This window comes from Pseudomonas sp. B21-040, from assembly GCF_024748695.1.
GTDB lineage: Bacteria > Pseudomonadota > Gammaproteobacteria > Pseudomonadales > Pseudomonadaceae > Aquipseudomonas.
The window spans coordinates 4323418-4348957 of record NZ_CP087176.1; the positions used below are offsets into that span (position 1 = coordinate 4323418).

The 25540-nt window shown below is 58.5% G+C and carries 30 protein-coding genes; 17 read left to right on the forward strand and 13 right to left on the reverse strand.

All coding sequences use genetic code 11. The annotated features are described in order from the left end of the window. Positions 1-271: 271 nt before the first annotated feature. From LOY55_RS19770 to LOY55_RS19790, 5 genes are read left to right on the forward strand one after another with little or no spacing between them, the layout of a single operon-like run. Positions 272-1750 carry a cytochrome c oxidase subunit II gene (locus LOY55_RS19770; protein ID WP_223524310.1) on the forward strand — a complete coding sequence of 493 codons (1479 nt, stop codon included), beginning with the start codon at positions 272-274 and terminating at the stop codon, positions 1748-1750. Positions 1751-1792: 42 nt separating this feature from the next. Further along, positions 1793-3568 carry a cytochrome c oxidase subunit I gene (gene ctaD, locus LOY55_RS19775; protein WP_109788118.1) on the forward strand — a complete coding sequence of 592 codons (1776 nt, stop codon included), beginning with the start codon at positions 1793-1795 and terminating at the stop codon, positions 3566-3568. Then, entirely contained in the window at positions 3565-4257 is a 693-nt protein-coding gene (locus LOY55_RS19780) for a cytochrome c oxidase subunit 3 (protein WP_223524313.1), read from the forward strand. Before ctaD ends, LOY55_RS19780 begins: the two co-directional genes overlap by 4 nt. A 6-nt stretch (positions 4258-4263) precedes the next feature. Further along, complete coding sequence (locus tag LOY55_RS19785; protein ID WP_046032444.1) at positions 4264-4977, forward strand: heme-copper oxidase subunit III family protein; 714 nt, start codon at positions 4264-4266, stop codon at positions 4975-4977. A 13-nt stretch (positions 4978-4990) separates the two neighbouring features. Beyond that, complete coding sequence (locus LOY55_RS19790; protein WP_046032445.1) at positions 4991-5308, forward strand: cytochrome C oxidase subunit IV family protein; 318 nt, start codon at positions 4991-4993, stop codon at positions 5306-5308. Between the two features lie 45 nt (positions 5309-5353). Here the strand turns inward: LOY55_RS19790 and LOY55_RS19795 are convergent, their stop codons facing one another. The 8 genes from LOY55_RS19795 to LOY55_RS19830 form a co-directional block, all read right to left on the reverse strand. Next, positions 5354-5914 (reverse strand): hypothetical protein, encoded by a 561-nt coding sequence (locus LOY55_RS19795; protein WP_046032446.1) that lies wholly within the window; start codon positions 5912-5914, stop codon positions 5354-5356. Between the two features lie 205 nt (positions 5915-6119). Beyond that, positions 6120-6869 carry a hypothetical protein gene (locus tag LOY55_RS19800; RefSeq protein ID WP_046032447.1) on the reverse strand — a complete coding sequence of 250 codons (750 nt, stop codon included), beginning with the start codon at positions 6867-6869 and terminating at the stop codon, positions 6120-6122. Between the two features lie 102 nt (positions 6870-6971). Beyond that, positions 6972-8585 carry a DUF5666 domain-containing protein gene (locus LOY55_RS19805; RefSeq protein WP_223524315.1) on the reverse strand — a complete coding sequence of 538 codons (1614 nt, stop codon included), beginning with the start codon at positions 8583-8585 and terminating at the stop codon, positions 6972-6974. After that, a complete protein-coding gene (locus LOY55_RS19810; RefSeq protein WP_046032449.1) occupies positions 8582-9424 on the reverse strand; it encodes a DUF6502 family protein in 843 nt (280 codons plus the stop codon). Before LOY55_RS19810 ends, LOY55_RS19805 begins: the two co-directional genes overlap by 4 nt. Positions 9425-9556: 132 nt before the next feature. Next, positions 9557-10135: a hypothetical protein gene (locus tag LOY55_RS19815; protein WP_408980959.1), complete on the reverse strand. Its 579-nt coding sequence runs from the start codon at positions 10133-10135 to the stop codon at positions 9557-9559. 645 nt (positions 10136-10780) lie between these two features. Then, positions 10781-11347 (reverse strand): hypothetical protein, encoded by a 567-nt coding sequence (locus LOY55_RS19820; protein ID WP_223524458.1) that lies wholly within the window; start codon positions 11345-11347, stop codon positions 10781-10783. A 448-nt stretch (positions 11348-11795) separates the two neighbouring features. Further along, positions 11796-12635, reverse strand: coding sequence for a nitrilase family protein (locus tag LOY55_RS19825; RefSeq protein ID WP_109786581.1), 840 nt, complete (start codon positions 12633-12635; stop codon positions 11796-11798). After that, positions 12632-14131, reverse strand: coding sequence for a cytosine permease (locus tag LOY55_RS19830; RefSeq protein WP_109786582.1), 1500 nt, complete (start codon positions 14129-14131; stop codon positions 12632-12634). The genes LOY55_RS19825 and LOY55_RS19830 overlap by 4 nt, the downstream gene beginning before the upstream one ends. 145 nt (positions 14132-14276) lie before the next feature. Here LOY55_RS19830 and LOY55_RS19835 point away from each other — a divergent pair, with 145 nt between their 5' ends. Then, positions 14277-15179 (forward strand): LysR family transcriptional regulator, encoded by a 903-nt coding sequence (locus LOY55_RS19835; RefSeq protein WP_046032454.1) that lies wholly within the window; start codon positions 14277-14279, stop codon positions 15177-15179. Positions 15180-15228: 49 nt separating this feature from the next. Here LOY55_RS19835 and LOY55_RS19840 read toward each other — a convergent pair whose 3' ends face one another. Both LOY55_RS19840 and ggt read right to left on the reverse strand, forming a co-directional pair. Next, a complete protein-coding gene (locus LOY55_RS19840; RefSeq protein WP_223524455.1) occupies positions 15229-15762 on the reverse strand; it encodes a cysteine hydrolase family protein in 534 nt (177 codons plus the stop codon). A gap of 70 nt (positions 15763-15832) precedes the next feature. Then, positions 15833-17560, reverse strand: a complete 1728-nt coding sequence (gene ggt / locus LOY55_RS19845) for a gamma-glutamyltransferase (protein WP_223524451.1) — start codon at positions 17558-17560, stop codon at positions 15833-15835. Positions 17561-17710: 150 nt separating this feature from the next. On the opposite strand from ggt, the gene LOY55_RS19850 reads away from it, so the two are divergent. Further along, positions 17711-18226, forward strand: coding sequence for a methylated-DNA--[protein]-cysteine S-methyltransferase (locus tag LOY55_RS19850; protein WP_223524449.1), 516 nt, complete (start codon positions 17711-17713; stop codon positions 18224-18226). Between the two features lie 6 nt (positions 18227-18232). Here LOY55_RS19850 and LOY55_RS19855 read toward each other — a convergent pair whose 3' ends face one another. Together LOY55_RS19855 and LOY55_RS19860 are read right to left on the reverse strand one after the other, a co-directional pair. Further along, positions 18233-18826: an NUDIX domain-containing protein gene (locus tag LOY55_RS19855; RefSeq protein WP_223524446.1), complete on the reverse strand. Its 594-nt coding sequence runs from the start codon at positions 18824-18826 to the stop codon at positions 18233-18235. Between the two features lie 111 nt (positions 18827-18937). Next, complete coding sequence (locus tag LOY55_RS19860) at positions 18938-19375, reverse strand: hemerythrin domain-containing protein (RefSeq protein WP_046032460.1); 438 nt, start codon at positions 19373-19375, stop codon at positions 18938-18940. Positions 19376-19521: 146 nt separating this feature from the next. Here LOY55_RS19860 and LOY55_RS19865 point away from each other — a divergent pair, with 146 nt between their 5' ends. Next, a complete protein-coding gene (locus LOY55_RS19865; RefSeq protein ID WP_046032461.1) occupies positions 19522-19950 on the forward strand; it encodes a GNAT family N-acetyltransferase in 429 nt (142 codons plus the stop codon). 5 nt (positions 19951-19955) lie between these two features. Here LOY55_RS19865 and LOY55_RS19870 read toward each other — a convergent pair whose 3' ends face one another. Beyond that, entirely contained in the window at positions 19956-20306 is a 351-nt protein-coding gene (locus LOY55_RS19870; protein ID WP_046032462.1) for a hypothetical protein, read from the reverse strand. Positions 20307-20455: 149 nt separating this feature from the next. Here LOY55_RS19870 and LOY55_RS19875 point away from each other — a divergent pair, with 149 nt between their 5' ends. From LOY55_RS19875 to LOY55_RS19915, 9 genes are all read left to right on the forward strand, one after another. Further along, positions 20456-20704, forward strand: a complete 249-nt coding sequence (locus LOY55_RS19875; RefSeq protein WP_223524443.1) for a hypothetical protein — start codon at positions 20456-20458, stop codon at positions 20702-20704. Positions 20705-20724: 20 nt separating this feature from the next. Beyond that, positions 20725-21054, forward strand: a complete 330-nt coding sequence (locus tag LOY55_RS19880; RefSeq protein ID WP_223524440.1) for a DUF6388 family protein — start codon at positions 20725-20727, stop codon at positions 21052-21054. A 25-nt stretch (positions 21055-21079) separates the two neighbouring features. Then, the gene (locus LOY55_RS19885; protein WP_109786588.1) at positions 21080-21784 is read left to right on the forward strand and encodes a YoaK family protein; all 705 of its coding nucleotides are present in this window, start codon (positions 21080-21082) and stop codon (positions 21782-21784) included. A 212-nt stretch (positions 21785-21996) separates the two neighbouring features. Continuing rightward, the gene (tusD, locus tag LOY55_RS19890; RefSeq protein ID WP_223524436.1) at positions 21997-22389 is read left to right on the forward strand and encodes a sulfurtransferase complex subunit TusD; all 393 of its coding nucleotides are present in this window, start codon (positions 21997-21999) and stop codon (positions 22387-22389) included. Between the two features lies 1 nt (position 22390). After that, the gene (gene tusC, locus LOY55_RS19895) at positions 22391-22753 is read left to right on the forward strand and encodes a sulfurtransferase complex subunit TusC (RefSeq protein ID WP_223524432.1); all 363 of its coding nucleotides are present in this window, start codon (positions 22391-22393) and stop codon (positions 22751-22753) included. Next, positions 22753-23046: a sulfurtransferase complex subunit TusB gene (gene tusB / locus LOY55_RS19900; RefSeq protein ID WP_109786591.1), complete on the forward strand. Its 294-nt coding sequence runs from the start codon at positions 22753-22755 to the stop codon at positions 23044-23046. Before tusC ends, tusB begins: the two co-directional genes overlap by 1 nt. After that, positions 23043-23378 carry a TusE/DsrC/DsvC family sulfur relay protein gene (locus LOY55_RS19905; RefSeq protein ID WP_046032468.1) on the forward strand — a complete coding sequence of 112 codons (336 nt, stop codon included), beginning with the start codon at positions 23043-23045 and terminating at the stop codon, positions 23376-23378. Before tusB ends, LOY55_RS19905 begins: the two co-directional genes overlap by 4 nt. Then, a complete protein-coding gene (locus tag LOY55_RS19910; RefSeq protein ID WP_223524429.1) occupies positions 23375-24376 on the forward strand; it encodes a glycosyl transferase family protein in 1002 nt (333 codons plus the stop codon). The genes LOY55_RS19905 and LOY55_RS19910 overlap by 4 nt, the downstream gene beginning before the upstream one ends. A 90-nt stretch (positions 24377-24466) precedes the next feature. Continuing rightward, on the forward strand, positions 24467-25468 hold the full coding sequence (locus LOY55_RS19915) for a glutathione S-transferase family protein (RefSeq protein ID WP_223524426.1): 1002 nt from the start codon (positions 24467-24469) through the stop codon (positions 25466-25468). Positions 25469-25540 lie beyond the last annotated feature (72 nt).

The window sequence follows — 25540 nt, forward strand, 5'->3', positions numbered from 1 at the left end:
TGCTCAATGCCATCACTTACGTTTGATGACTGCACAAGGGCAGAGTTCGTCTTTTTTGGCGCCGCTTCTGGCCGAACCCTGCCGTCCGTCATCAGAAATTCAGTATAGCTGGTCGCCGGGCCTCGCTTGCCAGCCTCACGGTACAACCCGATGGTTCTATACTTCTTACTGACTTTGCCACCCGGACGGGTGGTATTTGTCTTCCCTGCTTGGATGTCAGTGGCGATGCTTTTGCATAACCAATGAACAACAGGAATAGGATGAAGAGGAAATGGCAATAGCAATTGTCCTGATACTAATCGTTATTGCGTCAGTGCTATTCGACATACTAGCGCCCTGGCAGGCGACACCGGCCGCTTCCAACTGGGGCTCCATAGACACCACCCTGTTCATCACCCTGATTATTTGCGGGATATTTTTTATTGCCATCACGGTATTCATGGCTGTAGCGGTGATGCGCTTTCGTCACAAGGAGGGTGTCAGGGCGGCCTACCAGCCAGAAAGTAAAAAACTGGAATTTTGGTTAATCATCGTTACTTCCGTAGGTATTGCCGCGATGTTGGCGCCAGGTCTGGTTGTTTACAACGATTTCATCCGGGTGCCGAAAAATGCTTACGAACTTGAAGTGGTCGCCCAGCAGTGGCAGTGGGCCTTTCGTTTCCCCGGCCAAGACGCAAAGCTGGGCAAATCGGATGTCAGGTTTATTGATTCCGCCAATCCCTTTGGCCTTGACCCCAAGGATCCTGCAGGGCAGGACGATGTGCTTGTAATAAACAATGAAGTTCACCTTCCACTCGACAAGCCGGTGAAAGTTTTACTGCGCTCAAAAGATGTGCTGCACGATTTCTATGTACCGCAAATTCGCAGCAAGATGGACATGGTGCCCGGCATGGTGTCGTACTTTTGGTTTACGCCAACTAAAACCGGGAACTATGAAGTCCTTTGCGCTGAGTATTGTGGCGTAGGGCATTACAACATGCGCGGTCATATGATCGTGGTAGAACAGGACGTCTTCGATCAATGGCTAAAAGGCCAACCGACTTTTGCGCAGACATTAACGACCGCTGCTAAGCCGAGTCGGGACAGCGTGCTGGAAAAAGGCCGCCAGTTGGTCGAACAACATGGCTGCAAGGCCTGCCATAGCCAGGATGGTACTGCCAGTCTCGGCCCGGGATGGAAGGGGCTGTACGGCCGCACTGAACAACTCGCCGATGGCACCCGTGTGCAAGTCGACGAGGCCTACCTGAAAGAGTCGATTCTCGATCCGAAGGCCCGACTGGTACAGGGCTACCCGCCGGTGATGGTGGCCTATACTCTCAATGACGATGAACTGGGTGCTGTCATCGCCCTGATCAAGTCACTGGGTGCTGCGCAGCAAGGCGATGAACCTTCGACCGGCGAAGCATCGGCCCCAGGTGAAGACCTGGCGGCTCAGGGTCAGCGGCTGGCCGGGTCGCTTGGCTGCCTGGCCTGCCACAGCGTTGATGGCACCAAGGGCGTGGGCCCCAGTTGGCTGGGCCTGTATGGCAAGACAGAAACCCTCGCCGACGATACGAGTGTAAAGGTCGATGAGGGCTATCTAAAAGAGTCGGTTCTTCATCCCAACGCAAAAATCGTCAAAGGCTTTGCAGCCGTCATGCCGGCCTTTGCTCCGAGTGATAAGGACTTGAACGCACTGATCGCCTTTATCAAATCCAAAGCGAACACCGAAACTGATACGAGCAAAGCGGAGCCAGGAAAGCAGCCGTAAGGAGCCAGAAACACACTGAAACTTCAGCAGGAGGATGACGTGATGGCCTATGCGGAGCATGCCGAAACAGAAGTACTGCACGAACCCAAAAGTTTCCTGACCAAATACATCTGGAGTCAGGACCACAAGGTCATAGCCATTCAATACTCCTTGACGGCTCTGTTCGTGGGTCTTATCGCTTTGGTGTTGTCCGACTTGATGCGCATGCAGATAGGCTTCCCCGGTAGTTTGTCGTTCATGGACGCCAGTACTTACTATCAGGCGATGACCATGCACGGCATGATCATGGTTATCTACTTGCTGACGGCCTTGTTTCTGGGTGGCTTCGGCAACTATCTGATCCCGCTGATGGTGGGCGCCCGCGACATGGTCTTCCCCTACGTCAATATGCTCAGCTACTGGTTTTACCTGGTGGCGGTACTGGTGTTGCTCAGCAGTTTTTTTGTCCCTGGCGGCCCCACTGGTTCGGGCTGGACGCTCTATCCGCCACAGTCCATTAGCCAGGGGACACCGGGGGTCGAGTGGGGCATTGTCCTGATGTTCATCTCACTGGCTATTTTTATTGTCGCGGCCACCATGGGCGGGTTGAACTACGTCACCACGGTGTTGCAGGCGCGCACGCACGGTATGACATTGTTCCGCATGCCACTCTCGGTATGGGGCATCTTCATGGCCTCGATCATGGCCTTGCTGGCCTTCCCGGCATTGTTTGTCAGTGCGGTCATGATGCTGTTTGACAAGCTGTTGGGCACCAGCTTCTTTATGCCGGCGATGATCTCTCTGGGGCAGCAGCTCAATCACCAAGGTGGCAGCCCGATATTATTCCAGCACCTGTTCTGGTTCTTTGGCCACCCGGAGGTCTACATCGTTGCTCTCCCGGCATTTGGCCTGGTCTCCGACTTGATCAGCACGCATGCGCGTAAAAACATCTTCGGTTACCGAATGATGGTGTGGGCCATTATTGCAATTGGCGTGCTCAGTTTTGTGGTCTGGGCGCACCATATGTATGTCAGCGGAATGAACCCGTACTTTGGCTTTTTTTTCGCCATCAGCACCTTGATTATCGCGGTGCCGACCGCGCTGAAAGTCTATAACTGGATACTGACCCTGTGGCAGGGCGACATTCACCTGACCGTGCCGATGCTGTTTGCCCTGGCCTTTATCGTCACCTTCCTGGTCGGCGGTCTGACCGGATTGTTTCTCGGTAATGTGATCGTGGATATACCGCTCTCGGACACCTATTTCGTCGTAGCCCATTTTCATATGGTCATGGGGGTCGCGCCGGTTCTGGTGGTGTTCGGCGGCATTTATCACTGGTTCCCGAAAGTCACTGGGCGCATGTGGAACGACACCCTGGGCAAGCTGCATTTCTGGATTACCTTTCTGGGCACCTACGCCATCTTCTTCCCCATGCACTACCTGGGTTTCCAGGGCATGCCGCGCCGCTACTACGCCTATGAAAACTACGCGTTCATCCCGCAGTCCGCGCAAGAATTGAATGCCTTCATTACGGTGGTCGCACTGACTGTCGGGGTTTCCCAGCTGCTGTTCTTGTTCAATATGGCCTGGAGTGTGTTCAAGGGTAAGCCCGCAGGCAGTAATCCCTGGGGCGCGGCCAGCCTGGAATGGCAAACGCCGGACACCCCGCCGAAACACGGTAACTGGGGAGAGAAGTTGCCGGTCGTGCATCGCTGGGCCTATGACTACAGTGTGCCGGGGATAGAGCAGGACTTCGTTCCGCAAACGGTTTCCGCCGAGGAGCTGGAGCACATGCGACAACTCGGTGCCGGAACTAAAATAGCGGACGCCAAGACATGAACAGGCTGCTATTGAGAAACGCCGACCGCTCTGACCCCGGCGGTAGTTGGAGTCGCGGCCCTGAGGGTATTCACGCCACCGAGGGCGCCGACAGAAGGCAAACCGCAAGAGTCGGCCTGCGCTTGTTTCTGGTGGTGGTGAGTTCGTTATTCTTTCTCTTCCTGATCGCCTTTATTGCCCGTTCGCAAATGGCCGACTGGCTCCCCCTGACAGAGCCTTTGGCGCCGTTAGGCAATCTCCGTCCACTCTGGCTGAATTCGGCTTTTCTGGTGTTGAGTTGCATCGCACTGCAGTGGTCACGCATGACCGCCCGACAGGCTCGACTGATCGCTACTGTCATTGGTTTTACATTGGGGGGCGTCTTTGCAATGGCCTTTCTGGCCGGGCAACTCTGGGTCTGGCAACAGTTTGTCGCCTGGGGCTACTTTGTCGCCAGCAACCCGGCCAACAGTTTCTTCTACCTGTTGACCGGCCTGCATGGGCTCCACCTGCTGGGCGGGCTGATCGCCTGGTGCTGGATCGTCGCTAAATTCCTGCGTCATGTGCCATTGGCGCAACTGAGCGCCAGCGTAGAGCTCTGTGCCATCTATTGGCATTACTTACTGGGTCTTTGGTTCGTGCTATTCGCACTGCTGGCCAGCACGCCTCAAACCTATGACGCCATTGCCAGATTCTGCGGCCTGAGGTGAAAAGCCATGGCATCGCACCCACAAGCCCCAGTCGAATCCAGTTCTTCCAATCCACCAGGCTCGCCGCCTGCACCGGGATGGCAGAGCATCGCCAGCGACTGGTCCTCGGATAGAGAGGCCTTTAAGCAGGTGCCCTGGGGCAAGGCGATGATGTGGATATTCTTGCTCAGCGATACGTTTATATTCACCTGTTTCCTGACCGGCTACATGTCGGTACGCATGACCATCACCACCGCCTGGCCGAACCCCAGTGAAGTGTTCGCATTGACGATCGGCGGTAGAGAAATCCCGCTTATTCTGATCGCCATCATGACCTTTGTACTGATCAGTAGCAGCGGCACCATGGCTATGGCCGTTAACTTCGCCTATCGCCGTGATCGCGCGAAAACCACGGCCCTGATGCTGACGACTGCAGCCTTGGGTGTGACGTTCGTCGGCATGCAGGCATTTGAATGGAGCAAGCTCATCGCAGAAGGCGTGCGTCCGTGGGGGAATCCCATGGGGGCGGCGCAATTTGGTGCCAGCTTTTTCATGATTACCGGTTTTCACGGACTGCATGTATCGATCGGCGCCATCTACCTCAGCATTGTCGCGCTGAAAGTATTTCGGGGAGATTATGAGCGCTCCGGAAACTATCAGAATGTCGAGATAGCCGGGCTTTACTGGCACTTCGTGGATTTGGTGTGGGTATTTATTTTTGCTTTCTTCTATTTATGGTAGAGGAGCACGGGTGATGGCACATGCTCAGGGTCAGCAACATCCAATCAGTTTGTACCTTAAGATCTGGGGGCTGTTATTCGTCCTCAGCACGCTGTCGTACCTTGTCGACTATTTCCACTTCCATGGTTACCTTCGGTGGTCCCTGATTATCACGTTCATGTTGTTGAAGGCGGGTTTAATTGTCTCCATCTTCATGCATATGGCTTGGGAGCGGCTGGCCATGGTCTACGCGATATTGGTGCCACCGTTGTGTTTACTGGTGCTCGTCGGGCTGATGGCCAGCGAGGCAGACTATGTTTTCCTCAGCCGGGTCATATCCTTCGGCCAATAAATGGCTTTCGGAAATAGCTTTCGGATGGCCCGGAGTCTGCGGGAGCTAACCCGATATTACTCGCTTGAACTGATGCCATTTGTGCTGCCAGGCCACTGTCCAGTGGGGGGCTGCCGCTCCCATGCCGGCGACCATCAGCGTTGGATGATGCTCGATTACCCGGTCCAGAACCGATTCCTGATGCGGTTCGACATCAACGAAGAAGACATGTTTGCCCTCCTCAACTATCTGTTTAAAGCTGCGGAAGTGAGCGTTCGGCACCTGGATACCAAACAATCCGCCTTCCCAGATGCAAAAGCCAAATACAACAATGGCAAGGAAGATAAACGGCACCCAGCCGGCGGCGGATTCGGTCCACCCCATCCAATAGGCGCCACCCAGGATCAGCAGCGCGAGAGGCACTCCGACCACCGCACCAATCTCTCCAGAGTGAACCGTATCTTGTTTCATTAACGAATTAACTTCGTGGAGGTGATGCTCTTCAACTTCAGCAACTTCTTCACTGAGCACATGAATTTGTTCGGAATTAATGCCGCTGGCTTCCAGTTCATTTTCAACAGTTTCAAGATCGTTGAGATTGTCACTGATGTAATAGTGCCGATTCATGTCACACCTCCCATCTCGAGTTTGCTGTAGACCTCCTCTGTCCGGCAGCCGCTAACTGAGATTTGCAGTCGATGTACCGCGAGGAACGTCGCACACTTCATGCAATCTGAAAAAAGTATAGCAGTCCACAGTATGCGGATCAGACGATCTGATGAGCCTCACTGGCGCTGCCTAAGCCCACCGCTGCGCCTGGACCCGTGGGGAATCAGTAGGTGTGGCTGAACAACAGTCCAGCCTCGCCATCCGGGCTGGCGTCGGAAAAACCCTTGACGGCATACAACTGAATCTTCCAGTTCTGATTGAGCTTGTGCGTGAGAAAAAGAGTGAGTTCCTTGATCTGGTCGCCCGTGGAAACGACCTTTTGCCGCCAGTCGTAGGACACGCCCGCCGTGGTGCGCGCGAACACGGGCATGGCGAAGCCCAGGCCGGCGAATATCGGGTTGTCGAAGTTGGTGTCCGACGGGTCACCGTATTTTTTCCAGCCCAGGGTGGCAAACCCGGTCACAGCACCGAAGGCTTTGGCGACATCGACCTGAGCGGAATAGTCGGTTTTGCCGGTGCCCAGGCACTTGTCTTCGTCGGCCGTGGGTAGCTTGACCTTGCCGATCAAGTCCACGAACAACCCGCCAACGCTGCCATCAATCGCGGCATAGCTTGCACCGGCAACGGTGTCGCCCAGACCGCTTTCCACTTTGCCGCAACCGCCGGGCAGCGGGTCGCCATCAGGGCCGACCGAAGGATTGGTGATGCGCAGCCAGGGCACCGTGAGCTTGTAGGTCATGGGACCGGTTTCGTATTTGCCCACCAGCGGGACATACCAGGTTTCAGAAGTAGTACCGGTACCGTAGTCGCCTCGAGAGTAGTCGGTTCCGATTGAGGTCGTGAAGGTATCGGCCAGGACTGGCATGGCCAGGCAGGCAAGCAAGCCGACGAGCAGGATGCGCTTGGGGCCCATGTTCACCTCGTGTGTTCCGTCATCGAAGTTCACACGCATGCTGAGTTGCGTGACTTACCCAGCCTAGTTACTTATGACAATAGTGCATCATGCCTGCACGGTTTAACCCGATTTGCCAGAGTGATCGACTTTTTCAACCTTCTCGATTTTCTCGACCTTCTCTACTTTCTCTACCTTTTCGACTTTCTCGACCCTCTCTACCTTCTCGACTTTCTCTACCTTCTCGACTTTTTCTGGCCGATCAATTTTCTCGACTTTCTCCGGACGCTCGACCTTTTCGACCTTCTCTACCCTCTCCACCTTCTCGACTTTGCCGGATTGCTCGACCTTCTCGATACGCTCTGACTTACCGGACTTGTCCACGTCCACGCGCTCTGTCTTCTCGCCACCGCCATGACTGTCATTGCCCCCGTGGCGAGTATCGTCGACAACGCTGCCCTCGCTCTCGGAGCGCCCGCTCCTGTCACTGCCTGAACTCCCTGAACTCCCTGAATTCCCCGAACCGCCAGAGTTGCCAGAGTTACCGGAGCCGCTCGAGTTGCTCGAACCACTTGAATCGTCCGTGCTCTGCTCGCTGGTGCCGGGAGGTCCGTGCCGGTTGCTGGCCGGCGAATCGGCGCGCTCGCGGGGCAATTCGATGCGCGTTGCCTGCACCTCCCGCGCGCCGGTGAACACGCCGCTGACCCGCACGCGTCGATCCAGCGCCAGCCCCGAAGGCTGCACACCGACAAACACGGTGTCGTTCGCCAGCGTCACCTTAAAGCCACCGACCATCAATTGGCGGTCCTGTCGGCCCTGTACCAGGCCCTCGATCACCGCATTGCGTGCCCTGCCATTGAAGGGCAGGCTCGGGTCGGGACGGCTTTGGGTGACGTCCAACTCGCGGCCGGTCCACTGGCCGCGTACCAGCATTTCCTGCGCCGGGCGCGGTTGATTGCCGAGTTTGAGCCCCTCGAGATAGCCGCTGCGATCCACCGAGCCGATAGCACTGGCCTCCTTGAGGCCGGGCGCTCGGTCGATGCGGCTGGCCACTACTTCGCCGCGAGCATCGCGCAGCCCACTGACCCGTACCGGATCACCCGGACGCAGACCAGCAGCGACTTGAGCACCGTTGGCCAGACGTACCGGTTGCCCCATGACACGCATGGGCATGGAATCGCGTGGCAGAGCGGTCAAGGGGCCTTCGTAGACGTGCAAGATGGAAATGCGCCCGGCTTCCAGGCCACGCCGGGAATTGAATGCTTCCACGGCAACAACTTGGCCTACCGCCAGGTGGGTACTGGAGGCGGCAACGCCGTTCTCGCTGATCGGAACGTTTTGGGTGAAGTGCACTTCCACGCCATTGACACAAATCGAGGCGAACCCGGTGATGGTGCCGACAATGCCGGTGCCACCGATGCCGCCGTTGTCGTTGCTGATGCCCGTGCCACCCACACCGCCTGCAACGGCACCGGTGCCGCCAATGCCGCCAGGGTGCTTTTTCAGCGGTGCGCCGGTACCACCGACCCCACCGTTGTCGGTGCTGATGCCGGTGCCACCCATGCCGCCAGGTGCTGCGCCCGTGCCGCCGGTGCCACCCGGGGCATTGATGATCGGCACTTCACTTATGCCGGCATCATTCTGACTGACACAGGCTGGGGCGGCTTGCAACACAATGGGAAGCCCGAGGCCCAGAACGAGGGCGATTGCACGAGTCAGGCGCACATGGACGGTCATGGTTTAGGGGCTGTTGGCGGATTGGGATCAGAAGCTTCAGTGTAGAAGTACAAGCCGACCGTGATGCGCTGGCGCGGTTCAGGGCTGGGCAGGTCCTGGAATTCCAGCTCGGCGGCAAGTCGGTTGAAGCTCAACAGGGCCTGCATTCCCTCGCTGGCAACGGCCTCGCGCAACGCCTCGACGCTCGTCGGGGCCAGTGCGTCATAGTGAACGCTGCGTTCAAAAAAGGCCGGACCTTCGCTGCTCAGGTTGTGTACCGCAGCGCAGGCATGATCGTGCAAGTTATGCCCCAGGTACGCTGTTTTCTCATCGAAGCCTTTTTGCGGCACAAAGGCCTGGACTTCGAGGTGCACGCACTCTTGTTCGTCAAGACGTACGACGCCCAGGCGCAGCCACTCGTCCAACACCACCCGCGCCCTGATGTCCGTGCTGACCATCGCCACCAAGGCATCGAAGGAGCGGTCGCCACCGACACTGGCCAATCGAGGCAGAGGCAGTGGCTGTCCCGCGTTGTCACAAAAGGGCGCGCTGGACCAGGCGTTGACCAGTTGCGCACCGAAGGTGACGTTTGCCGGAAGCGTGGAGGAAGCGGGGTCGCTGGTGTTGCGCAAGCGCCGTACATCCTTGCGGTGCACACCGGTGAGCAGACTGATACGGCTGTCGGTTGGAGCCTTGTCGTCCAGACGGAACTCACGGTCCGCGACATCGACAAAAACCTCTTTGAGCAGGTCGGCGAACACCAGGTAGGTGACGCCTTTGCGCAGCATCAAACGAACCAGCGGCCGCATGACATGCCGCAGGGCTTTTAGAAGGGACATGGGCAGGGTAGACGATTGCATTCAGCGCATTCCTAGACAGTTAACCCCAGTATAGCTGCGTGGGAAATAATCCCATGAACACAAGCGCGTATTTTTTGCCATACCTCATACAAAACCGGCCCCCTGGGTCTTGTATGAGGTCGTCAAGCCGCGTCAGATACGGCTGTTGTCGTCACCGGGTTCGTCACCAACATGGTTGCCATTGTCGTCACCAGGCTCGCCGCCTGCGTGGACGCCATGATCGTCACCAGGCTCGCCGCCTACGTGGACGCCGTGGTCGTCACCGGGTTCACCGCCAACATGAACGCCATGATCGTCACCGGGCTCGCCTCGGGCGTGGTTGCCGTGGTCGTCACCCGCTTCTGCGTGGGTACCACCGCGACCGGAGTTCGAGCTTCCGGAACTGGCATGGCCTGAATTCCCATTCCCGTTCCCATGGTCGCTACCACTGTGGCCACTGTTGCCGCCATTACCGCCGCTGTTTCCACCGCCACCATTACCGCCACCGCTGTTGCCGCCACCGCCACCGCCACCGCCGCCACCATTACCACCACCACCACCACCACCACCACCACCACCACCACCACCACCACCACCGCCACCGCCACCATCTTTGGCATAGGCACTCGAGTCATGGGAAATGGAATCTGGTACTAAAACAATGGAAGCCGAAAGGACGCCACCGATTGCCAGCGCCAGTAACCCTCTCTTGAAAAGCAGGTAAGTGTTCATCGTGCATTCTCCAGGTGATTTGCCACGAGCTGAGCCAACGCAATCAGGTTGCAATCCGGGAGCGGCATGGGATCAACCCCGTAGCTTTAAAATTTCTTAAGAATAATTTTCGTGGGAATTTTTCCCACTAGACGTAAGTTAGTCCTTTCTGACTCCGGGTCAACCCGCGCAGGAGAAAGCCGACCGATGGCTAGGGGCACGAATGGAGATGGGGGTTGCCCTTACGGCGTGGTATGCGCTGTATGTCTGGCGCGTTTCTTGATCGCCATACGAAAAAAAGTCGCAAACCCCGCGTCTATTCAGGGCTTGCGACTCATTGCCGATACGTCCCTCAAACGCTCGGGACGTTTTCTTCGGGTATGCCAGCCGTGTTCGTTCGGAACGTGCTGGCCTAGTTCTGTACCTCAACCGCGTCGAAATCCGGCGCGTCCGGGGCATCTGGGGCGTCCGCCACATCCTCTCTGGCGGCCCTCGCCTCAGCTTTGGCAGCCTCTCGGGCTGCGTTCGCGTCAACTTTAGCTGCGTCCCTGGCTGCATCGGCAGCAGCCCTTGCAGCATCTCTTGCTGCATCTGCATCTCGCCGTGCGGCGTCCCTGGCTGCATCGGCAGCCGCCCTGGCAGCGTCTCGGGTTGCATCTGCGCCCGCTACGCCAGCAGCTTTTGCAGCATCCCTGGCTGCATCCGCCTCGGCTCTGGCGGCATCTCTAGCTGCATCTGCAGCAGCTTTTGCAGCGTCCCGGGCTGCATCTGCATCATTTCTGGCAGCATCTCTGGCTGCATTTGCATCGTTTCTGGCAGCGTCCCTAGCTGCATCTGCGGCATCGTTGTCATCGTTGTCATCGTTGTCACGCGCATTGCCTGGGCCTCTGTTCCCAGCAACACCACCATGGTCAGCATCGCCGCGCCCCGGGCCTGCATGACCGTTACCGTCATGGCCTCCAGCACCATGATCGCCGCCAGCGCCATGGTCGCCGCCGCCGTGACCACCACTTCCGGAGCCACCGCCGTCGCCACCGTGACCACCGCCTCCGGAACCTCCATTGCCTCCATTGCCGGAGCCACCGCCACCGCTGCCGCCACCGTGACCACCACCGCCGCCGGAGCCTCCATTACCAGAGCCTCCGCCACCGTGACCGCCTCCGCCGTCTCCACCGTGACCACCGCCACCGCCGTGGCCTCCTCCACCACCGCCGCTGCCGCCATCTTTGGCATACACGCTGGAGAAACTATTGATGTAATCAGGCACCAGAACAGTCGATGCCGACAGGACTCCGCCGATTGCCAGAGCCAATAAACATTTCTTGAGCAGCATGATGCACCTCCACTTGGAGTTGCGAAGTCATCTCCGTATCGAACGCAATATCCAATGAGTTCCCGGCCGCCCATTGAAGCGGCCAGCCAACCGGCGCGGCCATGAATATGCAGCAACAACGAGCAACTGCGGTTTCCGCACGGTCCTTCAGAGCCAGTCAGCATCGCTTGTGGGAAATATTCCCACAACTATAGGTTAGTACTGTCAGCCCGGGTGTCAACAACCGAATATCAGGACCAAGGAACGCGCAGGAGCAAAAATCTCAATCAATCCCTTTTGAGAATCGTCCAACAGTCGCCCCTTCCCTGCCACCGCACCCGGTGACAGAAACAGCGGCGATCTAGCGCTTCATCCCTCGACGCCCCCATACAACCCCTGCCGCCGATCCCGGTGCAAATCGTTGCGTGCACTGATGCGTTTGTTTCGCGCCTCGGCAAGGTTGAGGGTTGCCAGCAGAATCTGCTCACCACCCTGCTCGGCCGGTCCTGCCAGCGGATAACCATCCGCATCGACGATGACCGAGCCTTGCACCCACCCGACACCGCGCTCATGCCCATGCCGGTCACACGCGGCGATGAACATCCGGTTAACTGAAGCATTGGCCTGAACCCGCACCACTTCCGCCGCCCGCTCGGTGGGAGGCCTCGGTCCGTCCGGCCAATTGACCGGAGCGCACAGCAAATCCGCGCCGGCCAGTGCCGGGAGCCGCACCCACTCAGGGAACTCCAGGTCATAGCAAATCAGCATGCCGATTCGCCCATGAACCGTTTCAACCACCGGCGGCGCGGCGTTACCGGCACTGAATATTTCACGCTCGGCATCCCAGAGGTGCGCTTTGCGGTACACGGCGCGCAGGCCTTGGGCATCAATCAGGGCGGCACTGTTGGCCAACTCATCGCCCTGCAAGCGTTCGCAGAATCCACCGACTACGACGATGTTCAGTTCGCGGGCGAGTGCCTCCCACAGGCGCAAGGTTGGCCCCTCTGTCGGTTCTGCCAAGGACAAGGCCTCGCTACGGTGGTTGAACACGTAACCGCTCTGCACCAGTTCTGGAAGCACCACAATCTGTGCGCCTTGATTCGCCGCTGAACGAATCGCGCGTTCGCACAGCGTCCGGTTGTAAGCCAGATCGCCGACTCTCGGTGCCACCTGGCAGCAGGCGACCACCGTTTTCTTTGCGCTGTTCAACGCGCCTCCTCAACAGGCTGTTTAGCCATGGAAATAATGTCGTCCTCGGTAATCGAATCGATGATCCGGCGTTCGGCCGCGAGGTCTATCGAACGACTGAGGAGGTAATACGTCAGGCCCGACACCACCAGTCCCACCAGCCAGGCAATGTCCACACCTTCCAGCATGCGCGCCAGCGGACCGACGAATACCTCTTTGTTGGCAGACGCATCAAAGATGTAGAAGAACGGCACCATCGCGGCAAAACCGATCAGGTACGAGACGATGCCGCGAAATTGCCAAGCGCCGTAGATGCCCTTCGGCGTGAAGAAATGCGGGATCGCGTAGCGGCCCTTGCGCACGAAAAAGTAGTCCACCAGATTGACGGCGGTCCAGGGCACGAGGAAGTACAGCAACAACACGAGGAAGGTGTTCAACAACGCGATGCCATCACCTTTGATCGACAACACGCAGGTCAACAGGATGATGCTGATCACGCTGATGGACATGACTCGGGCACGCGGTGTCGGCGTGATCTTTTTGATCGAGTCGACACCGGTCAGCAACGTCAGCATGGCGCTGTAAGTGTTGAGCGCGATGATCGGCAGAAAGCCCGCCACCGAGACAATGACCAGCACATTGCCCAAGCCCGGAATCATCGAAGAGCCGACCTGGTTCAACGCCACCAGCGCATCCGCCGCTTTCAGTTGCTGCGCCAGCCACGCACCGAGGCCGATCATCCAGCCACCGGACAGCGAAGCGCCGATGAACACCGCGGCGATCAATTTCGGGCGGCTGGTGTTTTTCGGCAGGTATCGGGAATAGTCGGACACATAGGGCGCATAGGAAATGTTGTAACTCGCACCGATGGCAAACAGCGTGGCAAACGCAACCCAGTTGAAACCCAGGTCTGTCGCCGGGGTGACGCCTTCCTGGCCGGCACCGAACATCAAGGCGATGGTCACCAGTGCATACAGGGGCAACGTCGCCAACAATGCCCATTTGAACGCTTTGTGCATCAGGTCATGGCCGTAGATCGACAACAGCGCGCCAATCAGTACCACCGCCACGGCGACAATCGTCGGGTCGAAACCGAAGACATGTTCCAGGCCGTTCATGATCAGCGAGATGTTCACCACGTTGAAACCGACGAACACAAACATCGTCGCCATCAAGGCCAGGATCACACCGCGATAACCAAACTGGGCGCGGGACTGGATCATTTGCGGAAGGCCCATCTCCGGACCTTGCGAGCCGTGAAACGCCATGAAAATGGTGCCGAACATAATGCCCAGCGCACCGGCCAGCAGGGTCCACAACGCCGACAACCCAAGGCTCGGGCCGACAAAACCGATGGAGATGGTGAAGAAGTGGAAGTTGCCCAGAAACCAGAAAGGTCCCTGGCTGCTCAGTTTGGCGTGACGTTCATTTTCCGGAATGTAATCGATCGAGTGGCCTTCGATGGCCAACCCGCTGCTCGCTGCAATGGCGTGCACAGACTGTGGAGAACCTGACATACGATTGTTCCTATGCTGGTAATTGTTGTTTTTATGGGCAAAGCGCCGGTTTCATTGCAATGTAGGGCGTTAGTCAGGGCGGTAAAATATCGCAGGCACACTGTTTACATAGATCGGCATCTATGTGGCAAACAGGGGGGCACACATGCTGGGCACTGTATCGGAACTGGATTTGCGCTTGATCCGGGTCTTCCTGACTGTCGTTGAGGCGGGCGGAATATCGGCCGCGCAAACGGCGCTCAACACCACTCAACCCACCATCAGTGCGCAATTGGCGACGCTCGAAGCGAGGGTCGGGTTTCGTCTGTGCGAGCGAGGTCGCGGAGGGTTTTCGGTGACGCCCAAAGGGGGGCAGTTTGTCGAAGCGGCCCGTCGATTGCTGGCGGCGGCCGAAGGGTTTCGGGTTGAGGTCCAGCACATCAATCGCAAGGTGTCGGGCAACATCAACATCGGCCTGCTGGGTCAAATCGATCCATCCGCCAACAAGAACATCGCCCTGGCCATCGCGCGTTTGCGCTCGCAACATGAAGGCCTGTACTTCCACTTCACCGAGCTGTCGTCATCCTTGCTGGAAGAAAAAATCATCAACGGCCATATCGATCTGGCCATCGGGTACTTCTGGCATCGTTTACCCAACATCGATTACTTCCCCTTGTTTCAGGAAACCCAAATCGCCTACTGCGCCCCGGCGCACCCATTGTTCGATCACGTCGGCGCACTGACCCGCGATGACGTCCGCGATTACGATTGGGTCTGGCCCAGCCACCCACTGCCGGAAATGCCCGCGCCCACCACCCTCGAGCGGTTGACCGTACTCACCGACAGCATGGACGGTGCCGCCCTGCTCATTCTGTCGGGCCAGCACCTGGGCTTTCTGCCACAGCACTACGCGGCCAAGCATCAACAACTGGGGCAGTTGCATCCGCTGAACCCTGAGCAGTTGCGCTATGAAGTCGGCTTCCATGCGGCCGTTCGGCATTCGGCGCGGCAGCGCGACGTGGTGAGTGCATTCCTGACGGAGCTGATCGAGATTTTTGCTGCAACGTAAGTTCACAAACAACTGAATGTGCCTGCGTGGCGGGTCGTTTCGCCGCGGTTCAGATTTTGATCTCACCCGCCGGCATGACGTCGATCCGCGCCACCGAACCGGTCAAGTGCGCCAAATCCTTATTGTGCTCGACGATGATGTCTTCGGCACTTTGGTTACCGTTGTCGACGGTGGAGTGCGCGTCGGCCGCCAGCACCACGTCATATCCCATTTTCAGTGCCTGGCGCACGGTCGCGTTGACGCAATAATCGGTTTGCAAACCACAGATGATCAGACGCTCGAATTCCTCTTTCGACAGCAGTTGTTGAAGGTTGGTCTGATAGAACGAATCCGGTGTGGTTTTGCGTACGTAATAATCCTTGGGCTCGGCTTCCAGGCTTTCGGCCAGTTGCCAGCCGTCGGCGCCATATGCCAGAGGGCTGCCCTCTTCTTCGTGCTGAATGAAAACAACCGGCACCCCGGCTATCCGGGCTCGGGTGCTGAGGTGGTTGATGTTCTCGATGACGCGGTTGATCTCAAAGCACGCGTACTCGCCCGAGCACAGTGCCCTCTGGACGTCGATAATTAGCAGTGCGGTAGCCATGGCCCCTTCCTTGATCAGTCGGTAGATCAGGGGACGAAAAAGCAGATCCGTCCCCTGTTAAACACAACCCTTAGTAACCGAGTGACAACCCGGTGTTACGGCGTGGGTCGTTGGCGCCGTAGAAACGGTTTTTGCCGACCGGTTTGCCGCCCAGCGAAGGCGCACCAACCAGGATTGCCGCCACGTGGTTGGCATCCTGTGGCCCGGCAAACTTGTGACCCCAGCTTTCGAGGATTTTCACCGTGTCCGGGCTGGTGGTGAAGGTCTCCAGGTTGGTTTCTTCGGGCAACCATTGCTGGTGGAACCGCGGTGCATCCACCGCTTCCTGGATGTTCATGCCGTAGTCGATCACGTTGAGCATGGTCAGCAAGGTCGCAGTGATGATGCGGCTGCCGCCCGGGGTGCCGACGACCATCACGACTTTACCGTCCTTGGTGACGATGGTCGGGCTCATCGACGACAGCGGTGCTTTGCCGGGTGCGATAGCGTTGGCCTCCCCTTGCACCAGGCCGTACATGTTCGGCACACCGATTTTCGAGGTGAAGTCGTCCATTTCGTCGTTGAGGATGACCCCGGTTTTGCTGGCCATGACGCCAGCGCCAAACCAGTCGTTGAGGGTGTAGGTCATCGACACCGCATTGCCCCACTTGTCGACAATGGAGAAGTGCGTGGTGTTGCTGCCCTCATGCGGCGCTACGCCGGGTTTGAGCTCGCTGGAGATAGCGGCCTTTTTCGGGTCGATGGCATCGCGGATTTTGGTGGCGTAATTTTTATCCAGCAGATGCGCGATCGGATTTTTCACGAAGTCCGGGTCGCCGAGGTAGCTGTTGCGGTCCACATAAGCGTGGCGCATGGCTTCGATCTGATAGTGCATGCCCTGGGCCGAGTGGTAGCCGAGGTCTTTGATCGGGTAGCCTTCGAGGATGTTCATGATCTCGCAGATCACCACCCCGCCGGAGCTCGGTGGCGGTGCCGACACCACGTGATAGCCCCGGTAATCGCACTCGATCGGCGCCAGTTCTCGGGTCTTGTATTTGTCGAGATCGGCCTGGGTGATGATGCCTTTGTTGGCCTGACTGGACGTGACGATGGCGTCGGCGACCCACCCTTTATAGAAACCGTCGGCACCCTTCTCGGAAATTTCCCGCAGGGTTTTGGCCAGGTCTTTCTGCACCAGTTTTTGTCCGACCTGCATCGGCTCGCCTTTGCTCAGGAAAATCGAGCCCGAGTCCTTCATGTCTTTCTTGAACACGTCGGTGGCGTAGTCCAGCAAATCGACATCGCCCTGCTCCAGGACAAAACCGTCTTCCGCCAGTTTGATCGCCGGGGCAATCACTTCCTTGCGCGGCTTGGTGCCGTACTTGGTCAGGGCCAGTTCCATGCCGGACACAGTCCCCGGCACGCCGACGGCCAGGTGGCCACGGGTACTGAGGTCGGGGACGACATTGCCTTCTTTGTCGAGGTACATGTTGGCGGTGGCAGCCAGCGGGGCTTTTTCGCGGAAATCGAGGAACGTCTTGCGCCCGTCCGCCAGTTGAATGGTCATGAAACCGCCGCCACCGAGGTTGCCCGCTGCGGGATACACCACCGCCAGCGCATACGCCACCGCGACGCCGGCATCCACGGCGTTGCCGCCGTTCTTGAGCACATTGACCCCCACCTGGGAGGCCAGATGTTGGGCGGTGACCACCATGCCGTTTTCGGCCGCAACCGGGGCTACGGAAGCGGCATGGGCAGTCAGGCAACTAAGCGCCAAGGAGGTCGCTATGAGCGATTTGGCAAAAGGTTCGTACTTCATCAGTCGGTCTCTTTTTTGTTTTTGGGCTCTGCACAAAACAGAGTGAGCAGTTCAAAAGCACAGGCAAGTATGGTCGGGATTACGTATTGCGCCTCCCCGTCGGAACAGTATGCTGGGCCTCTATTCAGCCCTTCTGCGGAGTCCGCCAGCATGACCTACACCTTCACCACTCTGGCGTCTCCGGTTGGCGAACTGAAGCTGGTAGCGAAAGACGCAAGACTGGCGGCCATCCTCTGGGAAAACGACAAACCGAACCGGGTTCGGCTTGGCCCGATGCACGAAGCCCCGGACAACCCGATTCTGGTACGCGCCGCTCAGCAGTTGCAGGAATACTTTGCCGGCACGCGCGATCGCTTCGAGCTGGAACTGGATTTTGCCGGAACGGAATTTCAGAAGAAGGTGTGGGCGGCGCTGCTGACCATCCCGTTCGGAGAAACGCGCAGCTATAGCCAGATAGCCGAGCAAATCGGCAATCCGAGCGCAGTTCGGGCAGTGGGAGCCGCGAATGGCAAGAACCCGATATCGATTGTGGCGCCCTGCCATCGGGTGATCGGGGCCTCGGGAAAACTCACCGGGTTCGCCGGAGGGCTTGAGGCGAAGGAACGTTTGCTGACGCTTGAGGGTTGCGAATGGGCAGGCGCCAGCAGGATGGATGATTTGTTTTGATGGACGCTAAGGTGTCGCGAAGATGTTCTTCATCGCCGCATATTGCAGCAGCATGATGGTCTTGGCGTCGCAGATCTCCCCGCGATAAAACGCCTCAAGTGCCTCATCGAACGCCCACTCCAGCACTTCCAGTTCTTCGGTCTCTTCTTCCAGCCCACCGCCTTCGCTGACTTTTGAAGCAGCGTCGTATTCGGCGATGAAAAAATGCAGTTTTTCAGTGACCGAGCCGGGGCTCATATACGACTCGAAGACCTTCTGCACATGGTGCACGCGGTAACCGGTTTCTTCTTCGGCTTCGGCGCGGATGCGTTCTTCCGGCGCGGCACCTTCAAGTAAGCCGGCGGCTGCCTCGATCAGTAATCCGTCATGGCCGTTGACGAACACCGGCAAGCGGAACTGCCGGGTCAGCACCACGGTTCGCTTCTGGCGATTGAACAGAAGAATCGCCGCGCCGTTGCCACGGTCATAGACCTCGCGGGTCTGGCGCTGCCACTCGCCGTTGTTGCGTAGATAGTCGAAGGTGATTTTCTTCAGCAAGTACCAGTCGTGGGACAACACCTGGGATTGGATGATGTTGACCCGTTCGGCTGTGTTCGCCATGACACCGCATCCTTTTTCGTGAAAAGTGCTCATGGTAGGCGAAAACGAAAAAGCCTGGCATCTCCCTAATGCGAACCTTGTAGCAGCTCCTTAACGGGTCCAGCCACAGGCTCAGGACAACTGAGCCTTGTATTCCTTCTCGTACTGGCCGGCCAGCGCTTCTTTTTGCTTGTCATCGAGCAGTTTGCCGGCCATCTGGAAGAACTTCTGCTCTTCCTCCTTGAGGTGATGATGAACCTTCTCGGACAGCTTTTTCGCGGTCACAAGCCATGACGGGCTGGACATCTCGGTGCCGTCCAGTTCCTCCATCATTTCGTCCATCTCGTGGTGTTCGGCGATGGCATGGCGGCTCAGGTCGACGCCGTTGTCGAATTCCATCAGCGGGATATAGAAGTGGCGTTCTTCGGCAGTAGCGTGGGCTTGAAGCTCAGACTTGAGTTGCTGGTAAGCCTCGACCCGCTCCGGGGTGTCACCACTGGTTTTGATCAGTGCCTTGGCATAGGTCCTTTGACGTTCGTGGCTTTCGCGCAGGGCTTCGAAAATATTCACGGGTTGTCCTCATCGGCGGCGTTCCGGGGTGACGCTGTTTAGGCTAGACATCCGTGCCACCACGACGGTTCCTTTGGTGCGCCAGGGATAGAACAAACGCCATCACCACGCTAGGCTCCTGATTCATTGCCATAAGGATGTCGCTCATGCCCCTGCGAATTGAACAGTCGCAAAACCCCACTGATGAACAACGTGAGGCCATCCTCACACCACTGCGCGCCTACAACGCGGCTCAGGCCGGCCCGTCCAATGCGCAACCGCTGGCCTTGCTGGTGCGCGACGACCACGGCGAGATTCTCGGCGGGTTGTATGGCCGCTTCTTTTACCAGTGGTTGTACATCGAATTGCTGTCGGTGCCCGAACAGGGCCGGGGACAGGGCCTGGGCTCGAAGTTGATGCAGATGGCCGAAGATCTCGCACGGGAAAAGGAATGCGTGGGGATCTGGCTGGACACCTTCGACTTTCAGGCGCCGAAGTTTTACGAAAAGCTCGGCTACAGCGAGCTGGGCCAGATTGCCGACTACCCGCCCGGCCACAAGCGCTTCTTTTTTCAGAAGCGCCTGATAAACGCCTGAATCGCTTACAAACAGGTCGCCAACGCTGCCAAACGGCGCTTGGCGACGAAGTCGTCATGTTGCGCGTAGTAACTCAGCACGGTGCCGGACGCATCGGTGGTCACGTCCACAAAGGACTCCGCCGACCGCGTGTAGACGGTCGACCCGCCCTTTTTGCCAGGCTGCAGATAAGCGGCGGCATCGACGCCGAATACCGCTTCGTCCTGCCAGGAAAACTGCACGCACTGGGCCACGGCCAATGACGGCTTGTCCGAGTTCAGGGTTTTGTACGGGGTCTTGGTACGAGCATCGTCCATCACCGAGCCCGCGCATCCCGCCAGCAACGTTACGGCCAGCGCCACCATCAGAATTCGCATTGCATTCGCTCATCAAGAAAAAGCGGACTGTATCATCGTGGCGCGCCGTTTCGTTCTGCTTTACTTCATTTATACCGCGACACCGCGCGATGATTCGCGCACCCTGTCGCGCCATTCATGCCGCATCGCGTCTATTTCTGGAAAGCCCAATGACACCCAACGCCGAACTCTACAAACCGACCACCGAATACGCCGACAAACTGATCAGCCAGATCGGCCAGACGCCTTCCTGGATCGCCAAGCGCATTGGCGTCACCGACAAGCGCATTCGTTACATCCTCGACGGCGAACGCACCGTCAAAGGCGAAACCACGCCAATCCAGATGACCTACACCGAACAGTTCGCCCTCGAATGCCTGGCGGCAGCGGCCAAGGCCAGCAAGAAGCAGTCTTCGTAATCCATTCTCAAGGAGCGACCATGGCGGCAACCGAACAGCAACACGAGCAAGCGTTGAAGAAGTTTCTCGAAGAGCGCCCTGAACTGCGCCACGAACTCGACAACCTCAACCCGCTGCTGGCACAAGCCAAGGGTGAAACCCAGGCGCAGTATCGCGACGAGCGCTTGCATGAAGCGTTCGAAGATGAGGCCGAGCGCCAAGGGTTGTTCGCCTGGGAACTGACGCTGCAAATGACTGCCGCCACGCCTGCGGACTATCAAGCCCAACGCCTGGAAGTGCATAAGGAAGTGGCGGAAATGGCGGGCATGGAATGGCTGGACTATTGCGAGTTGTACGGGATACAACCGTAACCACCGTTCAAGGATGTCATCGCCCATGCTGCCTTCCGCCTCAACCTCCCACGCCAGCCCCGGTCACCTGCGCACGCAAAAGTGGCGTGGGCGCATAGGCATGACACTGGTGGCCATGCTCTCGGTCCTCGCCGGAATGACCGACGCCATCGGCTTCATGGCCAGCGGCGATTTTGTCTCGTTCATGAGCGGCAACACCACGCGGCTCGCCGTGGCCATCAGCGTCGGCGATCTGGGGCTGACCGGGCGTTTGCTGCTGCTCGTGGCCACCTTCATCGTCGGCAACGCCTTGGGCATTGTCGTCAGCCGCCTCGGCGGGCGACGGGCGCTGCCCTTGATGCTGACCATCGCCGCGTTGCTGTGCGCGGCCGCCACCTGGCCTTACGACGAACAATTGCCCGCGCTGCTGGCGGCGATCATCGCCATGGGCATGCTCAATGCCGCCGTCGAGGAAGTGAACGGCCTGCCGGTTGGCCTGACCTATGTCACCGGCGCCCTGTCGCGCTTCGGACGGGGGCTGGGGCGCTGGATGCTCGGCGAACGGCGCAATGGCTGGCGCGTGCAACTGATCCCCTGGACCGGGATGTTCGCCGGGGCTGTCCTTGGGGCGGTGCTGGAACATCATTTGGGGCTTCAGGCATTGTTCGCCAGCGGATTGCTGGCGGGTGTGCTGGGGGTGGTGTCGTTGAAGATTCCGCGGCGCTGGCAGTTGGGGTATATGCCGCGTTGATTCAGGCGTTGCCTGTTAGACCGCTATCGCGAGCAGGCTCACTCCTGCAGGTGGTTGTGGTGAAACTGCAATCTCAGGCATCACCCAACCTCCTGCAGGAGTAAGCCTGCTCCGGGCGGCGTTCCGACGATGAGGCCCGCCCAGACAACATCGATTTAGCCGCCCCGCCGATAAAGCTTTATCATGGCCGCAGTTTGTTGATCGAGTCCGTCATGAAATTCGCCATTGCGCTGTTTTCCGCCGCCCATGCGCCCTCCTCGCGCCGCGCCTTGCTGTTCGCTCAGGCTGCGCTGGCCGGCGGGCATGAGATTGTCCGGTTGTTTTTTTATCAGGATGGCGTCTACAACGCGTCCGCCAGCGTGGTCACGCCGCAAGATGAGCTGGACGTGCCCAAGCAATGGCGCACCTTTGTCAGCGAGCACCAACTGGATGGCGTCGTGTGTATCGCCGCGGCCCTGCGTCGCGGGGTATTGAACGAAGAAGAAGCCGGGCGTTATCAACGTGACGCCGTTGCCGTGGGCGCACCATGGGAATTGTCCGGTCTGGGTCAATTGCATGACGCGGTGCAGGACGCCGACCGTTTGATCTGCTTTGGAGGCGCGTAAGATGGCCAAATCCTTGCTGATTATCAGCCGTCAGGCACCCTGGTCCGGACCGAATGCACGCGAAGCACTGGACATCGTCCTCGCCGGCGGCGCCTTCGACCTGCCCATCGGCCTGCTGTTTCTCGATGACGGGGTGTTCCAGCTCGCCGCGAAACAGGACGCCAAGGCATTGCAACAAAAAGACCTGAGCGCCAACCTGCAAGCCTTGCCGATGTTCGGTGTCGACGAGCTGTTCGTGTGTGCCGACAGTGCCGCAGAACGTGGGCTGGACCCGAACAGCCTGCCGCTCGAAGAAGCCCGGGCGCTGACCGCTCACGAAATCACCGCCCTTATTGACCGCTACGACCAGGTGATCACCCTCTGATGTCGACTTTGCATGTGTTGTCTCACTCCCCGTTCGGCGACGATCGCCTGAGCAGTTGCCTGCGCGTGATCGGCGCGAACGATGCGCTCTTGCTGAGCGGCGACGCGGTGTATGCCCTGCAGCCGGGCACTGCGCCGTTCAATACGTTGAACACTCGCGCCCTGAACCTTTTCGTGCTGGCCGAGGATGTTCAAGCCCGGTCCATTGAAACCCCGGACTGGGCCAAGGCCATCGATTACCCGGCCTTCGTCGATCTGTCGATTCACCATGACAAGGTCAACAGTTGGCTATGAATTCCCTGACGGTCGGCGCCCGCGCCATCGAGTTGGACAAGGACGGTTTTCTGGTCGAACTCAGTGACTGGTCTGCCGACGTCGCTGCCGCCCTGGCCGCCGCCGAAGACATCGAGTTGAGCCCCGAGCACTGGGAAATCCTCGAACTGCTGCGCCGTTTCTACGACGAGTTCCAGCTGTCGCCGGCCACCCGCCCCTTGATCAAATACACCGCATTGAAGCTCGGCCCGGAAAAAGGCAACAGCCTGCACCTCAACCGACTGTTCAAAGGCACCCCCGCCAAACTCGCCGCGAAACTGGCGGGCCTGCCCAAACCGACGAATTGCTTATGACCGACTTCCCAGCGCTGACCCTCGAAACACCCGCCGAGCATCCGTTCGCCCAGTTCGTGCGAATCCTCGGTAAAGGCAAGCGCGGCGCCCGCGACCTGACACGTGAAGAAGCCCGCGAAGCCATGGGCATGGTGCTCGACGACAAGGTCGAAGACACCCAGCTCGGGGCGTTTTTGATGTTGCTGCGACACAAGGAAGAAAGCGCCGAGGAAATGGCCGGTTTCACCGAGGCCCTGCGTGAACGATTGCAAGCTCCCGTCTTAAATGTCGATCTGGACTGGCCGACGTATGCCGGCAAGAAACGTCATTTGCCGTGGTACCTGCTGGCGGCCAAGTGCCTGGCGCAGAACGGCGTGCGTATCTTCATGCACGGCGCGGGCGCACACACGGCCGGTCGGCTGTACAGCGAACAATTGCTCAATGACCTGAACATCCCCCTGTGCCGCGACTGGCAACAGGTCGGTGATGCACTCGATAACGGTGGCCTGGCGTTCATGCCGCTGGTGGATTGGGCGCCGCAACTCCAGCGCATGATCGACCTGCGCAACACCTTGGGCCTGCGTTCGCCGATCCATTCCCTGACGCGCATCCTCAATCCGCTGGGCGCTCGCTGCGGCCTGCAAAGTATTTTCCACCCCGGCTATCAGGCCGTGCATCGCGATGCCAGCGGCTTGCTGGGCGACACGGCCATTGTGGTCAAGGGCGACGGCGGCGAGATCGAGATCAACCCGGACGCCGACAGCCATTTGTACGGCACCACGGGCGGCGAAAGCTGGGATGAAGAATGGCCGCAACTGTCGGCCCAGCGTCACGTCAAACCGGCGTCCCTCGACCCCGAGCATTTGAAGGCCGTCTGGCGCGGCGACGTGGTCGACAGCTATCCGCAAATGGCCCTGATTTCGACCATGGCCCTGGCCTTGCGCGGGCTCGGTCAGAGCCGTGAGCAAGCCTTCGAAACCGCCGAGCAGTTTTGGGTTGCACGCAACAAATCTATTTAACCGATCATTTTCTCCCGATCTTTGCGCTTTTTGTTCAGGTTCATGGGAATAGACTCAACTCCAACGATTATTGGTTCAGGAGTCTTGAACATGGGTTTGTTAGTCGATGGCCGTTGGCAAGACAAGTGGTACGAAAGCAGCAAGGACGGCGCTTTCCAGCGTGAACAGGCGCAACGTCGCAACTGGGTGACCACCGACGGCAAGCCGGGGCTGACGGGCGTCGGTGGCTTTGCCGCCGAGGCCGGTCGCTATCACCTCTACGTGTCCCTCGCCTGCCCGTGGGCCCACCGCACGCTGATCCTGCGCAAACTCAAAGGCCTCGACAGCCTGATCGACGTCTCTGTAGTCAGTTGGCTGATGCTGGAAAACGGCTGGACCTTCGACCAGAGCCTGGGCTCCACCGGCGACAAGCTCGATCACCTCGACTTCATGCACCAGCGCTACACCACCGACACTGCCCACTACACCGGCCGCGTCACGGTGCCGGTTTTGTGGGACAAGCAGCAGAATCGCATCGTCAACAATGAATCGGCGGAGATCATCCGCATGTTCAACAGCGCATTCGATGACCTGACGGGCAATGACCTGGATTTCTATCCGCAGCCACTGCGCGCCGAGATCGATGCGTTGAACGAGCGAATTTACCCCGCGGTGAACAACGGCGTTTACCGGGCTGGATTTGCAACGTCGCAACAGGCCTATGAAGAAGCGTTCGATGGCTTGTTTGAAGAACTGGATCGACTGGAGCAGCTATTGGGCGCCAACCGCTATCTGACGGGTGAATACCTGACTGAAGCGGATATTCGGCTGTTTACCACGCTGATCCGTTTTGACGCGGTGTACTACGGGCACTTCAAGTGCAATCTGCGGCGGATTGCCGATTATCCGAACCTGTCGAATTGGTTGCGTGAGATTTATCAGTGGCCGGGAATCGCCGAGACGGTGGACTTCACCCACATCAAGAACCACTACTACGGCAGCCACAAGACCATCAACCCGACGGGGGTTGTGCCGAAAGGGCCGGCGCAGGATTTCACGGCGCCGCATGATCGGGCGCGGTTGAACGGGAAAGGGGTTTGGCGCTGGGCCTGACAGCTGATCGTTCCCACGCTCCGCGTGGGAATGCCGCCAAGGACGCTCCGCGTCCCGTTTGTGACGCGGAGC

Bases quoted from the DNA above. Each gene is read 5' to 3' on its own strand.
- LOY55_RS19880 (WP_223524440.1), top strand. From the start codon at position 20,725: ATGGCGGCAACCGAACAGCAACACGAGCAAGCGTTGAAGAAGTTTCTC.
- LOY55_RS19800 (WP_046032447.1), bottom strand. From the start codon at position 6,869: ATGGGCCCCAAGCGCATCCTGCTCGTCGGCTTGCTTGCCTGCCTGGCC.
- tusB (WP_109786591.1), top strand. From the start codon at position 22,753: ATGTCGACTTTGCATGTGTTGTCTCACTCCCCGTTCGGCGACGATCGC.
- LOY55_RS19875 (WP_223524443.1), top strand. From the start codon at position 20,456: ATGACACCCAACGCCGAACTCTACAAACCGACCACCGAATACGCCGAC.
- LOY55_RS19885 (WP_109786588.1), top strand. From the start codon at position 21,080: ATGCTGCCTTCCGCCTCAACCTCCCACGCCAGCCCCGGTCACCTGCGC.
- ctaD (WP_109788118.1), top strand. From the start codon at position 1,793: ATGGCCTATGCGGAGCATGCCGAAACAGAAGTACTGCACGAACCCAAA.
- LOY55_RS19820 (WP_223524458.1), bottom strand. From the start codon at position 11,347: ATGCCAAAGATGGCGGCAGCGGCGGTGGTGGAGGAGGCCACGGCGGTG.
- tusD (WP_223524436.1), top strand. From the start codon at position 21,997: ATGAAATTCGCCATTGCGCTGTTTTCCGCCGCCCATGCGCCCTCCTCG.
- LOY55_RS19790 (WP_046032445.1), top strand. From the start codon at position 4,991: ATGGCACATGCTCAGGGTCAGCAACATCCAATCAGTTTGTACCTTAAG.
- LOY55_RS19835 (WP_046032454.1), top strand. From the start codon at position 14,277: ATGCTGGGCACTGTATCGGAACTGGATTTGCGCTTGATCCGGGTCTTC.
- LOY55_RS19850 (WP_223524449.1), top strand. From the start codon at position 17,711: ATGACCTACACCTTCACCACTCTGGCGTCTCCGGTTGGCGAACTGAAG.
- ggt (WP_223524451.1), bottom strand. From the start codon at position 17,560: ATGAAGTACGAACCTTTTGCCAAATCGCTCATAGCGACCTCCTTGGCG.
- LOY55_RS19805 (WP_223524315.1), bottom strand. From the start codon at position 8,585: ATGACCGTCCATGTGCGCCTGACTCGTGCAATCGCCCTCGTTCTGGGC.
- LOY55_RS19795 (WP_046032446.1), bottom strand. From the start codon at position 5,914: ATGAATCGGCACTATTACATCAGTGACAATCTCAACGATCTTGAAACT.
- LOY55_RS19785 (WP_046032444.1), top strand. From the start codon at position 4,264: ATGGCATCGCACCCACAAGCCCCAGTCGAATCCAGTTCTTCCAATCCA.
- LOY55_RS19910 (WP_223524429.1), top strand. From the start codon at position 23,375: ATGACCGACTTCCCAGCGCTGACCCTCGAAACACCCGCCGAGCATCCG.
- LOY55_RS19815 (WP_408980959.1), bottom strand. From the start codon at position 10,135: ATGAACACTTACCTGCTTTTCAAGAGAGGGTTACTGGCGCTGGCAATC.
- LOY55_RS19865 (WP_046032461.1), top strand. From the start codon at position 19,522: ATGCCCCTGCGAATTGAACAGTCGCAAAACCCCACTGATGAACAACGT.
- LOY55_RS19855 (WP_223524446.1), bottom strand. From the start codon at position 18,826: ATGGCGAACACAGCCGAACGGGTCAACATCATCCAATCCCAGGTGTTG.
- LOY55_RS19780 (WP_223524313.1), top strand. From the start codon at position 3,565: ATGAACAGGCTGCTATTGAGAAACGCCGACCGCTCTGACCCCGGCGGT.
- LOY55_RS19770 (WP_223524310.1), top strand. From the start codon at position 272: ATGGCAATAGCAATTGTCCTGATACTAATCGTTATTGCGTCAGTGCTA.
- LOY55_RS19810 (WP_046032449.1), bottom strand. From the start codon at position 9,424: ATGCAATCGTCTACCCTGCCCATGTCCCTTCTAAAAGCCCTGCGGCAT.
- LOY55_RS19870 (WP_046032462.1), bottom strand. From the start codon at position 20,306: ATGCGAATTCTGATGGTGGCGCTGGCCGTAACGTTGCTGGCGGGATGC.
- LOY55_RS19915 (WP_223524426.1), top strand. From the start codon at position 24,467: ATGGGTTTGTTAGTCGATGGCCGTTGGCAAGACAAGTGGTACGAAAGC.
- LOY55_RS19840 (WP_223524455.1), bottom strand. From the start codon at position 15,762: ATGGCTACCGCACTGCTAATTATCGACGTCCAGAGGGCACTGTGCTCG.
- tusC (WP_223524432.1), top strand. From the start codon at position 22,391: ATGGCCAAATCCTTGCTGATTATCAGCCGTCAGGCACCCTGGTCCGGA.
- LOY55_RS19905 (WP_046032468.1), top strand. From the start codon at position 23,043: ATGAATTCCCTGACGGTCGGCGCCCGCGCCATCGAGTTGGACAAGGAC.
- LOY55_RS19830 (WP_109786582.1), bottom strand. From the start codon at position 14,131: ATGTCAGGTTCTCCACAGTCTGTGCACGCCATTGCAGCGAGCAGCGGG.